The following is a 15171-nucleotide window of genomic DNA, read 5'->3' as shown; positions in this document are numbered from 1 at the left end:
GACTGGGAGCGGCAGGCCCGACCGCCGGGTCGGATAGACTTCCGCAAAGGCGCGCATTGTAAGCCTTCAACGCGCCCTCTCGCCGGACTCCCTTCGCTGCCCCGAACACCATGCCGATCGAACACCTTGCTCTGCCCTACTCCCGCGCCGCCCTGGAGCCACATCTGTCGGCTGCGACAGTGGACGCCCACCATGGCGTGTGCCATCGCAGCGAGGTCGAACGGCTCAATGCGCGCATCGAAGGCAGCGAGTTTGCCGAGCTGATGCTGGAAGAGATCATCGCGCAGGCGCAGGGCACGTTGTTCCAGCTTGCCGCGCAAGTGTGGAACCATAATTTCTATTGGCAGTGCCTGCGCCCGCGCGGCGGCGGCGAACCCCTGGGCCGGCTGGCCGACAGCATCGCGACATCGTTCGGCGACTTCGTGCATTTCAAGCAGGAATTCAACCGCATCGCGCTCGGCACGGTGGGTTCGGGCTGGGTGTGGCTAGTGCAGCGCCCGGATGGCAGATTGGCCGTGGTGGCCACTCCAAATGCCTCCACGCCGCTGACCGGCCCGGACACCGCACTGCTCGCCTGCGATCTGTGGGAACACGCCTACTACCTGGATCACCAGCAGGACCGCGCGCAGTACCTGGATGCCTTCTGGAAACTGATCAATTGGGACTTTGTGGCCAGCCGTCTGCGCTGATGCGCTTTGGCGCATGCTGAGAAGTGCGGCGTCGGAGTGGCATCACTTACGTTGGGTGCTGCTCGCTCAACCAGCCTGGGGCACTAACGCGCCAGGCGATGCCACCGCGTTAGCGCTGACGCAACATGCAGCGCGCCCTTGAAGTTGCATTCACGCTTCAAGGACGCAGCACGCAGTTGAAACACCCACTCAGCACTTAGCGGCGCTGCCCCGCTTGCAGCGCCACGCGCACGCTAAGGCGCCAACCGCGCCACAACCGGCGCCGTCTGCGCATCGCGCTGCAGGGCCTGACCAACGTCACCCAGCAGTTGCGCCAATAGCGCCGGCGTATCCGCACGCACCGTCGCATGCCCCACCTTGCGCCCGTCACGCGCCTGCTTGCCGTAATCGTGCCAATGCCCGCCAGGCACCGCCAGGAAGGCCGCTGTATCGGGCATGGCGCCTAGCCAATTCAGCATGCAGGCATGGCCACGCATGGCAGTGCTGCCGAGCGGCAAGCCCAGCACGGCCCGCACGTGGTTTTCGAACTGCGAAGTCTCTGCGCCTTCGATCGTCCAGTGCCCGGAGTTGTGCACGCGCGGCGCCATTTCGTTGGCCAGTAGCGTGCCGTCGCGCACGAACAACTCCAATGCAAACACGCCGACATAATCCAGGCGTTCGGCAAGCGCACGCGCATGCGCTTCAGACGCTTCCTGCAACCCGGCGTCCACGCTGGCAGGCGCCAGGCTGACCGAGAGCACGCCATCCACATGCCAGTTTTCGGTCAATGGCCAGGCACGAAACCCGCCATCGCGGCCACGCACAGCGACCACGCTGACTTCGCGCTCGAACGGCACGAAGGCTTCCACGATCAGGCCAGCCGTGGCCGCCTGCGCACCCAAGGCATCCCACGCAGCATCGGCGTCGGCAAACGTCTTGATCCGGAACTGCCCCTTGCCGTCGTAGCCGAAGCGTCGCGTCTTGAGCACGCATGGCGCCCCAATGCGCGCCAGTGCGGCATCCAGGCCGGCACGGTCATCGATGGCGGCAAATTCGGGCACCGGGATACCCAGTTCGCGGAACAAGGTTTTTTCGCTGAGCCGGTCTTGCGCGATAGCCAGTGCGGCAGGGTTGGGGAACACCGGCACCTGCGTCGCCAACTGCTGCGCGCTGGCGGCCGGTACGTTCTCGAAATCGAAGGTGAGCACGTCCACCTGCGCGGCGAAGCCAGCTAGTGCGGCTGCGTCGTCGAATGCGCCCACCTGCAACGGCGCCACCTGCCCTGCGCAGGCGTCGGCTGCCGGATCGAACACGGCAAACCGCAGCCCCAGCGGCGCACCGGCCAACACCAGCATGCGCGCCAATTGGCCGCCGCCCAGGATGCCGACCGTAGTCATTGGCGGGGATCGTCGCTGGCCATCACATCGTCGGTCTGCTTGGCGCGGAACTGCGCCAATGCCTGACCGATCTGCGGCTGCTCCGGCGACAGCATCGCTGCTGCAAACAGGGCCGCATTGGCAGCGCCCGCATTGCCGATCGCGAAGGTGGCCACCGGAATACCGGCTGGCATCTGCACGATCGACAGCAGCGAATCCATGCCGTTGAGCGCCTTGGACTGCACCGGCACGCCCAGCACCGGCACTGCGGTCTTGGCCGCCAGCATGCCGGGCAGATGCGCCGCACCGCCGGCGCCGGCGATGATCGCGCGCAGGCCGCGCTCGCCTGCCTGTTCGGCGTAGGTGAACAGCACATCCGGCGTACGGTGTGCCGAGACCACCTTGACCTCGTACGGCACGCCCAGTGCATCGAGCTTCTGAGCTGCGTGTTGCATGGTGTCCCAGTCCGAACGGGAACCCATCACGATGCCGACCAGCGGCGCGGAGTGGTTGGAGGTCATGGCCCTGCCCTGCGGTAAAGACGTATTCTAGCCATCTTCCACGCAAGACAAGACTTCGATGGATCGCAAACTGCTCGACCTGCTGTGCTCCCCCGACACCCGCCAGCCGCTCTCGCTGCTCGATGGCAAGGGCCTGGAAGCACTCAACCGCGCCATCGCCGCCGGCACCTTGCAACGCGTCGACGGCGCCGTGCAGGACCAACCGCTGCGCGAGGCCCTGATCACCCGCGACCGCAAACAGATCTTCCGCGTCGACGATGGCATCCCGGTGCTGCTGGCCGAAGAAGCCATCAACCCGAGCCAGATCGCCGACTTCCCCGAGAAGTGAGTTCGGCCATGACCACCACCGCACCTGTCGCGCCAGCCGATGCGCTGGTGCAGGCAGACGTGGCGCGCGCGCTGGCCGAAGACATCGGCAGCGGCGATGTCACCGCCGCACTGCTGCCCGACGCGCCGGATACGGCCTATCTGCTGTGCAAGCAGGACGCGGTGATCGCCGGGCGGCCGTGGTTCGACGCCACGCACCGCGCGCTGGATCCACAGGTGCAGATCGCATGGCGCATCCAGGAAGGCGATCGCGTCGGCGCCGGCACCGTACTGGCCACCCTGCACGGCCGCAGCCGCAGCCTGGTCAGCGCCGAACGCACCTCGCTCAACTTCCTGCAGACACTTTCTGCCACGGCCACCACCACCGCGGCCTACGTCGCAGCGGTGGCCGGCACCGGTGCGCGCATCCTGGACACCCGCAAGACCCTGCCCGGCCTGCGCGCCGCACAGAAATACGCGGTGCGCTGCGGCGGTGGCGACAACCACCGCGTCGGCCTGTTCGACACCGTGATGCTGAAGGAAAACCACATCCGTGCGGCGGGCTCGCTGAGCGCCGCCGTGCACGCTGCACGCGTGCAGCAACCACAGTTGCCGCTGGTGGTGGAGGTGGAAACGCTGGAGCAGCTGCATGAGGCACTGCAGGTGGGGTGCACACGCATCCTCATCGATGATTTCGACCCGGCAATGCGGCGCGCCGCCGTGCAGATCGTGGCCGCGTTGCCGCCAGCGCAACGCATCCCGCTGGAAGTCTCCGGCAGTGTGGATCTGGCCGGCATTCGCGCCATTGCGCAGGACGGCGTGGATTGCATTTCCATTGGCGGCCTGACCAAGCATGTGCAGGCGGTGGATCTGTCGCTCAAGCTGGGGCCGGCGCCTTACTGATTTCACGCCTGTCCGCAGGCAGCTCTGTCAGCCTGCGCGCAGTGTTCTATGCGGAATCGGTAATGACTGCAAAACCTTGGCCATGGATCTGCCTGCTGCTGGCAGGCTGGGGCGGCACGGCCGCCGCAGCGGAAGTGTGCGATATCCCACCACGCTTCGGCACCAGCCCGGCCGCCATCGCCATCGTGCGCAGCGCCTGCAACGAGCACCGACTGTGGCAGCGCCCTTTTATCGACAGCAAAGGCAAGCTCGCCAGCCTGGGCGTGACCGAGGCAGAGTCCGCCTCGCTCGCCGACGACGGCATGATCGCCTGGCAACGTGTGGCCGGCTACTGGCGCGATAGCGGCACGCTCGCCTCGATGGGGGGGCAGCGCGGGCGCGTCCAGCTGTGCCGCCCTCGACGGCAGCCGCTACACCGCCAGTGATTGCCGCGCATTCCTGGTCGACAATCCTTGGTCGGCCGCCTTCATTTCGTGGGTGATGACGCAGGCCGGCGTCAGTGGCTTCCGCCGCTCCGCGCGTCACCTGGACTACATCCGCAGCGCATATCACGACGGGGCCACCGGCCCATACCAGTTCACCGACCCGGCCGTGGAAAAACCCGCACCTGGCGACATGCTGTGCCTGTTGCGCGGGCGCGATGTCTCGCTCGGCTATGCCGGCCTGCGGGCCGCACTGGGCGGCAGCGCACCGATGCCATGGAAGTCGCATTGCGACGTGGTGGTGGCGGCCAATGTCGGGGGCGATCGCACGCTCTACCTGATCGGCGGCAACGTCTTCAACACCGTGATGATGCGCAAGATGCCGCTGGATCGCGCCGGCCGCGTGGTACTGCCTACGCCGCAGACCGACGCCAGCCAGGGCGAGAGCGAAAACGAGGACAGCCTGGGCGCGGCGCGCGAGTGCACACCGGCACACGAGGAGTTGTGCGACTTCAACCGCCGCGACTGGGCCGCGCTGTTGAAGCTGCGCCCCAACGCAGCAGTGACCGCACCGCCGCCGACCGAACCATTACCCGCGCCTACCGTGCCACCGGCAACTCAGCCAATGCCGCCAGGCTTCCCGCGCGTGGTGCCGCCGCGTCCGGAAGGGCAGCCTGCTCCTGCACAGCCGCAGACGGAGTGAGGTAAGGCCGAAGGGTCTGCGTTGTGCCGTGCTTTCTGAGATAGACAGGCGGCACTTGGGCTTTTCGCGTTAACGATACAGATCCGGCTATGGCTCCGATTCGGCATCGAACTAAAGAGTTGAGTCCCGCCTTGCCCTCAAGCATGAGGGTGCGAGCAGAGCCCCGTACATGAAGCGCTGCCCGCCAAGCGTCAGCGGTACTGCACTTGGCCTCCCAGCAGTTGGTGACTTCCCAGCTGCTGGCTGGGCACGGCTCCATGCCCACGTAATTCCAGCGCGCCCTCACGCGCGTGCGAAGCACCTTCTCCCGACGAGAGTCAGAAGCAGCTTCTCGCGGATAGAGCCGCCCACTCGCTGATCGAACCGATGCGAGTCGCCATCCCTTTACCACCGGAAAGTGATTGGGGTTAAAGGGAGAAGCGCAGCGATCCTGCTGCCTTCCACGCACCGCAATCCGTCCCATTGGGCACGTCTTCCAACGGGAGAAGCCGCGGCATGAGTCAGCCGGGTTTCGGAGAAACGATTCCGCCCATTCGAACAGATTCAACCAAAGCGATATGCACTGGGCTTTGACGCGTGCGCACATGTACGCACTCCCTTGTGCGTGCACAACAACACCCCAAACAAACACTGTACTGCACCGTACTTCGCCCAACAAAAAAGCGGGCCGAAGCCCGCTTTTTCTAACGCACATGCAGCGGCGATTACTCAGCCGATGCAGGCACGCCTTCGCCTTCTTCCACTGCCTTGATCGACAGACGGATGCGGCCCTGCTTGTCCACTTCCAGCACCTTGACGCGGACCAGATCGCCTTCCTTCAACTTGTCGCCGACCTTCTCCACGCGCTCGCTGGAAATCTGCGACACGTGTACCAGGCCATCCTTGCCCGGCAGGATGGTCACGAACGCACCGAAGTCCATGATTTTGGCGACCTTGCCTTCGTAGATGCGGCCCGGCTCCACGTCCGAGGTGATCTGCTCGATGCGCGACTTCGCAGCTTGCGCGGCAATCGCGTTGACCGAAGCAATGATGATCGTGCCGTCGTCCTGGATATCGATCTGCGTCCCGGTTTCCTTGGTGATCGCCTGGATGGTCGAGCCACCCTTGCCGATCACTTCGCGGATCTTGTCCGGGTGGATCTTGATGGTCAGCAGGCGCGGCGCGTAGTCGCTCAGCTCCTGACGCGGGGTGGTCAGCGCCTTGGACATCTCGCCCAGGATGTGCAGACGGCCAGCCTTGGCCTGCTGCAGTGCCTGCTTCATGATCTCTTCGGTGATGCCTTCGATCTTGATGTCCATCTGCAGCGCGGACACGCCTTCGGCAGTACCGGCCACCTTGAAGTCCATGTCGCCCAGGTGATCTTCGTCACCCAGGATGTCGGACAGCACCACGAAGCGGTCGTCTTCCTTCACCAGGCCCATGGCGATACCCGCCACCGGTGCCTTGACCGGCACGCCGGCGTCCATCAGTGCGAGCGAGGAACCGCACACCGAAGCCATCGATGAGGAACCGTTGGACTCGGTGATTTCCGAGACAACGCGGATGGTGTACGGGAATTCTTCCAGGCTCGGCATCACGGCCAACACGCCGCGCTTGGCCAGACGGCCGTGGCCGATCTCGCGACGCTTCGGCGCGCCAAAACGGCCGCACTCGCCCACCGAATACGGAGGGAAGTTGTAATGGAACAAGAAGTTTTCCTTGTACTCGCCAGCGACCGCGTCGATCACCTGGCCGTCGCGGGCGGTGCCCAGCGTGGTGACCACGATCGCCTGGGTCTCGCCGCGAGTGAACAGCGCCGAGCCATGGGTCCGCGGCAGCACGCCGGCCTGCACCGAGATCGGGCGCACGGTGTCCAGTGCACGGCCGTCGATACGCACCTTGGTCTCCAGCACCGAGTCACGCATGGTGTGGTATTCCAGCTCGCCGAATTCCTTCGACAGCTCGGCCGAACTCCAGCCCTCGGAAGCCACGCGGCCTGCCAGCGACTCGAGTACGTCCTTCTTGATCGCCGAAATGGCGTCGCGACGCTGCAGCTTGTCGCGCACCTGGAAGGCGCCCGCCAGCTGGGTGCCAACCGCTTCCTTCAACGCGCTGATCAGCGCGGTGTTCTTGGCCGGGGCCACCCAGGTGCTGGGCTTGGTGCCGGCTTCGACGGTCAGTTCGTTGATGATGTTGATGACCTTCTGCATCTCGCGATGACCGAAGGTGACCGCGCCCAGCATCACTTCTTCCGACAGCAGCGCCGCTTCCGACTCCACCATCAGCACGGCGTTCGCCGTACCGGCCACAACCAGCTCAAGCTGCGAATCCTTCAGCTCGGTGATGGTCGGGTTGAGAATGTATTCGCCGTTCTTGTAACCCACCTTGGCGGCGCCGATCGGGCCGTTGAAGGGGGTACCGGCCAACGACAGCGCAGCCGACGCACCGATCAGCGCGGCGATATCGCCGTCGATGTCCGGGTTCATCGACATCACCGTGGCGATGATCTGCACTTCGTTCTTGTAGTCCTCCGGGAACAGCGGACGGATCGGACGATCGATCAGGCGCGAGATCAACGTTTCCTTCTCGGTCGCACGTCCTTCGCGCTTGAAGAAGCCGCCCGGGATGCGGCCGCCGGCATAGAACTTCTCCTGATAGTCAACCGTCAGGGGGAAGAAGTCCTGCCCTTCGCGCGCGGTCTTGGCGGCGACGGCGGTGACCAGCAGTACGGTGTCGTCCATCTTGACGATGACGGCACCGCTCGCCTGGCGAGCGACTTCGCCCGTCTCCAGGGTGACGGTGTGCTTGCCGTACTGGAAGGTTTTGGTGATTTTTGCCACGGAGGTTTTTTCCTTAGGTGTAACTGTCTTCGTTGGACCGTCGTCGACCCATGCCGAGAACGGGCGGCCGGGAGGCTCCGGCCCATGACGCATGTGACGCTTTACGGATTACAAATTGCGAACGACCAAAACGAAACCGCGGCGCATCGCTGCGCCGCGGCGGTAGGACTCGATTAGCGGCGCAGGCCGAGCTTCTCGATCAGCGACTTGTAGCGCTCGCCGTCCTTCTTCTTCAGGTAGTCGAGCAGGCTGCGGCGACGGTTGACCATCTGCAGCAGACCGCGACGGCTGTGGTGATCCTTCTTGTGGGTCTTGAAGTGACCGGTCAGCAGCTCGATGCGCGCGGTCAGCAGAGCGACCTGCACTTCCGGCGAACCGGTGTCCTGGGCGCTGCGCTTGTTGTCTTCAATAACTTTCTGGGTGTCGACGGACATGATGTGTTCTCGATAGATGCGTGGTCGACAGGAACGTGCATGACGCACCGTCGGACTCGCCGTTTGCTAGAAATGTGCGCGCTTGGCGCCGAGGGTGCCCCGATCGGGGCCGCAAAATTGTAACGTCGCGCGGCCCCGGGAACAAGTTGACTAAACCTTAACAAGCTGCAGCGGCGTTCAGACCGTTGAATAGGCGCTGCGGCGACAGCCGTCCGTCCGCGTCGACAAGGCCCAGCCCGGCTGGGCTGCCGTCCGCATCGAACACCGCAACCTGCCCTTCCGGGAATGCCGGATCGCGCAACCGCTGCCCCATGCGAAAGCGCGCCGCCAAGGTGGCGTCGAGCGTGATCTGCGCAAAATCGCTCAGCCCGGCGGCCACTGGCAGCAGCAATTGCGCCGCATCGGCGCCGGATTCGACCAGCGCGGTGAGCGCTTCCAGGGTGATCATTTGTGGCGTGCGGAACGGCTCCACCCACACGCGGCGCAGCGCGGCGATGTGCGCGCCACAGCCCAGCACCTCGCCAAGGTCGCGCGCCAGGCTACGGATATAGGTGCCGGAGCCGCAGGTCACGCGCAACCGCAACCGCGGCGACGCATAGCTGGTCAATGTGATGGCATGCACCTCGACCTCGCGCACCGGCGCCTCGATGACCTCGCCACGGCGCGCCTTGGCGTACAGCGGCTCGCCGCCCTGCTTGAGCGCCGAATAGATCGGCGCCTGCTGCTGGATGCGGCCGATGAACGGCGCCAGCGCCACCTGCAACGCAGCCTCGCTGAGCGCAGGTACCGGGCGCTCACGCAGCGGCTGCCCATCGGCATCGTCGGTATCGGTGGTGACGCCCAGCACGATCTCGGCGTCGTAGGCCTTGGCCGAACCCAGCAACAGGCCGGCAATCTTGGTGGCCTCGCCAAAGCACAACGGCAGCAAGCCGGTGGCCAGCGGATCCAGGCTGCCGGTGTGGCCGCCCTTCTCGGCACGCAGCAACCGGCGGGCGGCCTGCAGTGCGTTGTTCGAACTGAGCCCGGCCGGCTTGTCGAGCAGCAAAATACCATGCAGCGGACGGAAGGTGATGCGGGGTCTCACGGGATCAACGCTCGCTCGGGCGCGATGCGGCCCGCATGGTCAAGGCCGCGCGGAGCGGCGGCCGTGTGCTGCCGGTGCTCAGCGCGGCTCGGCATCCTGCGCATCGGACGCGGCCTCGGGGCCGATATCGTCCAGATCGCGCAACAGATTATCGATGCGCTCGCCGCGGTCCACCGAATCGTCGTAGTGGAAGTGCAACTCGGGCACGTGGCGCAACTTCATCGCGCGTGCCAGCTGCGTGCGCAACTGCCCGGCGATTTCCTTGAGCCCCTTCACCGCCTCGGCGGAACGCTCCTGCTGCAGCGCGGTGACGAACACCTTGGCGTGCGCCAGATCGCGGCTGATTTCGACATCGGACACGCTGACCGACGGCAAGCCGTGATCGCGCACCGCGGCGTGCACGATGGTGCCGAGGTCGCGGCGTACCTGCGCCGAAACGCGGTCGGTACGGTGGAATGATTTGGTTGGCATGGTCAGGGACCTGGTTGATGCATCGGGCCGAACGGCACCGGAGCCAAAAAAAGACGTGGGCGGCCAGGCCGCCCGCGTCATGCAGCGTCGGGGCCGCGCGGCCCCGGCGATGGTGTTACAGCGTACGCGCCACTTCGATGCGCTCGAAGCACTCGATCTGGTCGCCCGCCTTGACGTCGTTGTAGGCCTTCACACCAATACCGCACTCGGTACCGTTGCGCACTTCGTCGACGTTTTCCTTGAAGCGGCGCAGCGATTCCAGCTCGCCCTCGAACACCACGACGCTGTCGCGGAGCACGCGGATCGGCTTGCTGCGCTTCACCACACCTTCGATGATCATGCAGCCTGCAACCGCACCGAACTTCGAGCTGCGGAACACATCGCGGACCTGCGCGATACCGATGATCTCTTCGCGGATTTCCACGCCGAGCAGACCGGACGCCACCTGCTTCACCTGGTCGATCACGTCATAGATGATCGAGAAGTACCGCAGATCGATACCGTTGGACTCGACGATCTTGCGTGCCGATGCATCCGCACGCACGTTGAAGCCGATGATCGTGGCCTTGGAGGCCGCTGCCGAATTCGCATCCGACTCGGTGATGCCGCCCACGCCGGAGTGGATCACGTTGATGCGGATGTCGTCATTGGACAACGCCACCAGCGACTGCTTGAGCGCTTCCACAGAACCCTGTACGTCGGCCTTGATCACCAGGTTCAACACCTGCTGGCCTTCGCCCTTGCCCATCTGGGCCAGGATGTCTTCCATGCGGTTGGTGGCCGAGGCGACCAGACGCGATTCGCGGCGCTTGGTTTCGCGCTGCTGCGCCACGTCCTTGGCCAGACGCTCGTCGTCGACGACCACGAAGTCGTCGCCTGCTTCCGGCACGCCGGACAGGCCGAGCACCTGCACCGGAATCGACGGGCCCGCCGAGGCCGGCTGGTGGCCGGTTTCGTCGAACAGCGCACGCACGCGGCCGTATTGAATGCCGCACACCAGGTAGTCGCCACGCTTCAGCGCACCCTGCTGCACCAGCACCGTCGCGACCGGGCCGCGGCCCTTGTCCAGCGACGATTCGATCACGGTACCGCTGGCGCGGCCATCGGCCACTGCCTTGAGCTCCAACACTTCTGCCTGCAGCGAAATTGCATCCAGCAGCGTGTCCACACCGGTACCGACCTTGGCCGACACTTCGATGAACTGAGTATCGCCACCGAAGTCTTCGGCCACCACGTTTTCAGCCAGCAACTCGTTCTTGACCCGCAGCGGATCCGCGCCGGCCTTGTCAATCTTGTTGACTGCCACGATCAACGGAACGCCTGCCGCCTTGGCATGCGCCACCGCTTCCTTGGTCTGCGGCATCACGCCGTCATCGGCTGCAACGACCAGCACCACGATGTCGGTGATCTTGGCGCCGCGCGCACGCATCGAGGTAAACGCGGCATGGCCGGGCGTATCCAGGAAGCTGATGACGCCACGGCCGGTTTCGACGTGGTACGCACCGATGTGCTGGGTGATGCCGCCGGCTTCGCCAGAGGCGATCTTGGTCCGACGGATGTAATCCAGCAGCGAGGTCTTGCCGTGATCAACGTGACCCATGATGGTGACCACCGGCGGACGCGAGGTGGTTTCACCCTGTGCGTCTTCGGCATGCGCCAGCAGCGCATCTTCGAAGTCGGCATTGTCCGCACGCACGGCCTTGTGGCCGAGTTCTTCGGTCACCAGCGCCGCGGTGTCGTGATCGATGCTCTGGGTGATGGTCGCCATGACGCCCATCTTGAACAGCGCCTTGACCACGTCGCCGCCCTTGAGCGCGAGCTTCTGCGCCAGATCGGCCACGGTGATGGTCTCGCCGATCGCCACTTCACGCACCACCGGTGCGGTCGGACGCTCGAACCCGTGCGGGCCACTGTTGCTCTGATTGCTACCGCGACCACCATCGTTGCGACGCGACGACGACGAACCCGGACGGCCGGTCGGCTTGCCACGCACGTTGGAACGGCGCGCACGATCGGCCGCAGACAGATGCAGCTGACCGGCAAAGCGCTTGGTCGCATCGTCGTCTTCGACGCCAGCCACCATGACGTGCGAACCGCGCGTCTTGTGCTTGGCGGCATTGTTGCGATCGTCCGGACGTGCCGGCGTCGCCGGACGCGAGGCGGGCGAAGCGCCAGCCGGACGGGCCGGACGCGGTGCCGACGACGGCGAAGACGGTGCACGCGCGGCAGGCGCCGACGAGGGCGCAGGTGCAGCTGCAACCGGGGCCGGCGCACTGGCAGCCACAGCGGCTTCCTCGGCAGCCTTGCGCTCGGCTTCTACACGGTCTTTTGCTGCCTGCTCTTCGTCGCGCTTGCGCTGAATGGCTTCATCGCGGGCACGATCGCTCTCGGCCAGACGCTGCTGCTCGTCCAGGTTGCGCTGACGCGAGGCGGCGAGCTTGGCCAGGATGTCGGCGCGCTCTTCGTCCGGCGTCATCGGCGCGGCGCGGCCGCTGCCTTCGTTCTCGGACTTCACGTACGTACGCTTCTGCCGCACTTCCACGTTGACCGTGGTCTTGGTGCGGCCGGCGTTGACCGTGACTTCCTGCAGCTTGCGCCGATTGAGCGTGATCTTCTTGGCTGCTTCGCTCGCCGCTTCGGCGGGCGTGTCGGCCTTGCCATGCGTGCGACGCAGGAAGCCAAGCAGTTTCATCTTCTCGGTGCTGGTCACGACCTGGTCGGGACCGCTGAACTTCATTCCGGCCTCGGCCAGTTGAACCAGCAGTTTATCGACCGGCGTATTGACCAGTTCGGCAAGCTTGCGGATGGTGGTTTGCTGCGACATTCGGATCCTATGATCTGGTTGGCGCCCCCTCGCCCAGAGCAAGGGAAACGCTGATTCTAAGCCCTGATGGGGTCAGGGCGCGGTTCATTGCCGGCTCATTCGCCGCGCTCCAAACGGGCGATCTCCTCGGCGCGGGCCGCCAGGATCAGCGCCGCGGCGCGCTCCTGGGTCATGCCCTCGATGCCGAAGTCGACGATCTCGTCCGCTGCCAGGTCGGACAAGTCCTCGCTGGTGCGCACGCCGTGCTCGGCCAGAGCAAAGGCCGTTTCCTCGTCCATCCCCTCCAACGCCAGCAGGTCCTCGGTGGGCTGAGTCCCTTCCAGTCCTTCTTCCTCGGCCAGCGCGGCATTGAGCAGCGCGTCGCGGGCACGGGCGCGCAGTTCTTCGACGATGTCTTCGTCGAAACCCTCCACCGCCAGCAGCTCGCCAACCGGCACGTAGGCAATTTCTTCGACCGTGTTGAAGCCTTCGGACACCAGGATCGCGGAAATTTCTTCGTCCACTTCCAGGCGATCCATGAACAGCTGGCGCGCCGATGCCTGTTCAGCCTCGGACTTGGCGGCCACCTGATCGGCGGTCATCACGTTGAGCTGCCAACCGGTCAGGCGGCTGGCCAGACGCACGTTCTGGCCGCCCTTGCCGATCGCCTGTGCCAGGCGGTCTTCCGCCACGGCCAGGTCCATCGAATGCTTGTCTTCATCGACGATGATCGACTGCACTTCGGCAGGCGCCATCGCGTTGATCACGAAGTTGGCCGGGTTCTCGTTCCACAACACGATATCCACGCGCTCGCCATTGAGCTCGTTGGACACCGCCTGCACACGCGAACCGCGCATGCCGATGCACGCGCCGATCGGATCGGTGCGGGTGTCGTGCGCAATCACCGCAATCTTGGCTCGGTCACCCGGGTCACGTGCGCAGGCCTTGATCTCGACCAGGCCCTGGCCCACTTCCGGCACTTCCAGCTTGAACAGCTCGATCATGAATTCCGGTGCGGCGCGGCTGATGAACAGCTGCGGGCCACGCGGCTCTGAGCGCACTTCGGCCAGATAACCGCGCACACGGTCGCCCGGGCGCAGCACATCGCGCGGAATGCCCTTGTCCTTCGGAATGAAGGCTTCGGCATTACCGCCCAGGTCCACAAAGATGTTGCCGCGCTCGGCACGCTTGACCACGCCGGTGATCAACTCACCCACGCGATCCTTCCACGCATCGACCACCTGCTGCCGCTCGGCTTCGCGCACACGCTGCACGATGACCTGCTTGGCGGCCTGCGCGGCGATGCGGCCGAAGTCCGGGTTTTCGATCTGCTCTTCGACGTAGTCACCCACATCGACGCCGTCGGCTTCCTCAATGGCATCCATCAGGCGCACCTGGCGGTCGGGCGACTCCATCACCACATCGTCGGCCACCACTTCCCAACGGCGGAAGGTTTCGTAATTGCCATCCTTGTGATCGATGGTCACGCGCGTCAGCACGTCCTGGTCGGGATAGCGCTTCTTCGCCGCGGAAGCCAAAGCGGCCTCGATCGCGTCGAAGATCACCTCACGCGGCACGCCTTTTTCGTTGGCGACCGCATCCACTACCAGCAAAAGTTCCTTGCTCATTTAGTCACTCCGCGCGCGGCTTGCCAGCCGCCGGCTCGTTGGATGGTTTCTTCTTGTCGTGCCCGGGTTTTTTCGGGCCGGGCTTATTCGGTTTCTGCGGTGCCAGGCCCAGTGCGACCCAGTCCGGCAGGATGCGCGCCTTGTCGATATTGTCGAAGCCGATCTGCACGTCCTTGCCATCGACCGAGAACACGACTGCAGCAGCTTCAGTGTCGATGCGGACGATCTGGCCCTGAAAGCGGCGCCGGCCATCCTGCGCCAGCTTCAACACGATCTTGGCGGACTCGCCGACATGGCGGGCGAACTGATCCAGCGTGAACAAGGGACGATCCACACCTGGCGATGAGACTTCCAGCGTGTAGTTGCCGCTGATCGGATCTTCGACGTCCAACTGGGCAGACACTTCGCGGCTCACGCGCTCGCAATCATCGACGTTGATGATGCGATCGGGCTGCTCGGCGAGCGGCACATCGATATACAGGCGCAACGTTGCGCCACCCGGGGCCGGAAGATATTCGACACCCAGCAGTTCCAGACCCAAGGACTCAACCGTTGGACCCAGCAGATTGGCGATTTCGGTCGCTTTTTCGCTCACAGACTGCCCTGATCAGATGATTGCCAGTAGAACCCCCGGCAACCGGCAGCAAACTTTCCGGTTCCGGAAAAAACAAGGGGCCCGATGGGCCCCTTGCGTGAAAAAAGCCCGACCTCTCAGGGTCGGCGTAAAGACGGGAACATGCGTCCTTACGATCCAAGAAGCTGATGAGTTGCCCGAAGGCAACACATCAAAACTTGGTAGCGGGGGCAGGATTTGAACCTGCGACCTTCGGGTTATGAGCCCGACGAGCTGCCAGACTGCTCCACCCCGCAGCAGAAGCGGAATTATGAAGAACTTGGGAGAAAATTGCAAGCCCTAGTTTTTCATCTGTTGAAGACCTTGGAGGCTCTCAACGTCGCGGCACATGATAACCGCGATGACACAAAAACGAAACAGCGATCACGACTTTATTTCAGTGCCCTGCCAATTAAGTCA

12 protein-coding genes, 1 tRNA gene and 1 pseudogene are annotated in these 15171 nt (G+C 64.6%); 4 read left to right on the top strand and 10 right to left on the bottom strand.

The genetic code is table 11. From position 1 onward, the window contains the following. Positions 1-110: 110 nt before the first annotated feature. Complete coding sequence (locus tag ACD584_RS06440; RefSeq protein WP_076036756.1) at positions 111-689, top strand: superoxide dismutase; 579 nt, start codon at positions 111-113, stop codon at positions 687-689. A 233-nt stretch (positions 690-922) separates the two neighbouring features. On the opposite strand, the gene ACD584_RS06435 is transcribed toward ACD584_RS06440, so the two are convergent. Together ACD584_RS06435 and purE are read right to left on the bottom strand one after the other, a co-directional pair. Beyond that, entirely contained in the window at positions 923-2065 is a 1143-nt protein-coding gene (locus ACD584_RS06435; protein WP_076036755.1) for a 5-(carboxyamino)imidazole ribonucleotide synthase, read from the bottom strand. Continuing rightward, positions 2062-2565, bottom strand: a complete 504-nt coding sequence (purE, locus tag ACD584_RS06430) for a 5-(carboxyamino)imidazole ribonucleotide mutase (protein WP_011037636.1) — start codon at positions 2563-2565, stop codon at positions 2062-2064. Before purE ends, ACD584_RS06435 begins: the two co-directional genes overlap by 4 nt. A 58-nt stretch (positions 2566-2623) precedes the next feature. Here purE and ACD584_RS06425 point away from each other — a divergent pair, with 58 nt between their 5' ends. The 3 genes and pseudogenes from ACD584_RS06425 to ACD584_RS06415 all read left to right on the top strand — a co-directional run bounded on the left by ACD584_RS06425 (position 2624) and on the right by ACD584_RS06415 (position 4899). Further along, the gene (locus tag ACD584_RS06425; RefSeq protein ID WP_011037637.1) at positions 2624-2893 is read left to right on the top strand and encodes a Trm112 family protein; all 270 of its coding nucleotides are present in this window, start codon (positions 2624-2626) and stop codon (positions 2891-2893) included. A gap of 8 nt (positions 2894-2901) precedes the next feature. Continuing rightward, complete coding sequence (gene nadC, locus ACD584_RS06420; protein ID WP_076036754.1) at positions 2902-3774, top strand: carboxylating nicotinate-nucleotide diphosphorylase; 873 nt, start codon at positions 2902-2904, stop codon at positions 3772-3774. Positions 3775-3836: 62 nt separating this feature from the next. Beyond that, positions 3837-4899: pseudogene (locus ACD584_RS06415) on the top strand (DUF2272 domain-containing protein). A 704-nt stretch (positions 4900-5603) separates the two neighbouring features. Here the strand turns inward: ACD584_RS06415 and pnp are convergent. The 8 genes from pnp to ACD584_RS06375 all read right to left on the bottom strand — a co-directional run bounded on the left by pnp (position 5604) and on the right by ACD584_RS06375 (position 15008). Continuing rightward, on the bottom strand, positions 5604-7718 hold the full coding sequence (gene pnp, locus ACD584_RS06410; protein WP_011037640.1) for a polyribonucleotide nucleotidyltransferase: 2115 nt from the start codon (positions 7716-7718) through the stop codon (positions 5604-5606). Between the two features lie 173 nt (positions 7719-7891). Beyond that, positions 7892-8152 (bottom strand): 30S ribosomal protein S15, encoded by a 261-nt coding sequence (rpsO, locus tag ACD584_RS06405; RefSeq protein ID WP_011037641.1) that lies wholly within the window; start codon positions 8150-8152, stop codon positions 7892-7894. A 157-nt stretch (positions 8153-8309) separates the two neighbouring features. After that, a complete protein-coding gene (gene truB, locus ACD584_RS06400; RefSeq protein ID WP_076036753.1) occupies positions 8310-9236 on the bottom strand; it encodes a tRNA pseudouridine(55) synthase TruB in 927 nt (308 codons plus the stop codon). A 78-nt stretch (positions 9237-9314) separates the two neighbouring features. Next, on the bottom strand, positions 9315-9707 hold the full coding sequence (gene rbfA / locus ACD584_RS06395) for a 30S ribosome-binding factor RbfA (protein ID WP_042598608.1): 393 nt from the start codon (positions 9705-9707) through the stop codon (positions 9315-9317). A gap of 115 nt (positions 9708-9822) precedes the next feature. After that, on the bottom strand, positions 9823-12531 hold the full coding sequence (gene infB / locus ACD584_RS06390) for a translation initiation factor IF-2 (protein ID WP_175611625.1): 2709 nt from the start codon (positions 12529-12531) through the stop codon (positions 9823-9825). Positions 12532-12626: 95 nt separating this feature from the next. Continuing rightward, on the bottom strand, positions 12627-14138 hold the full coding sequence (gene nusA, locus ACD584_RS06385; RefSeq protein WP_011037645.1) for a transcription termination factor NusA: 1512 nt from the start codon (positions 14136-14138) through the stop codon (positions 12627-12629). A gap of 4 nt (positions 14139-14142) precedes the next feature. Beyond that, complete coding sequence (gene rimP, locus ACD584_RS06380) at positions 14143-14733, bottom strand: ribosome maturation factor RimP (RefSeq protein ID WP_011037646.1); 591 nt, start codon at positions 14731-14733, stop codon at positions 14143-14145. A gap of 198 nt (positions 14734-14931) precedes the next feature. Further along, positions 14932-15008 (bottom strand) — tRNA-Met (locus ACD584_RS06375). Between the last annotated feature and the right edge of the window lie 163 nt (positions 15009-15171).

It is taken from the genome of Xanthomonas sp. NCPPB 2922, from assembly GCF_041520885.1.
GTDB lineage: Bacteria > Pseudomonadota > Gammaproteobacteria > Xanthomonadales > Xanthomonadaceae > Xanthomonas > Xanthomonas campestris.
The sequence above is the reverse complement of the archived record's forward strand: the minus strand, read 5'-3'. Positions and strand labels throughout refer to the sequence as shown.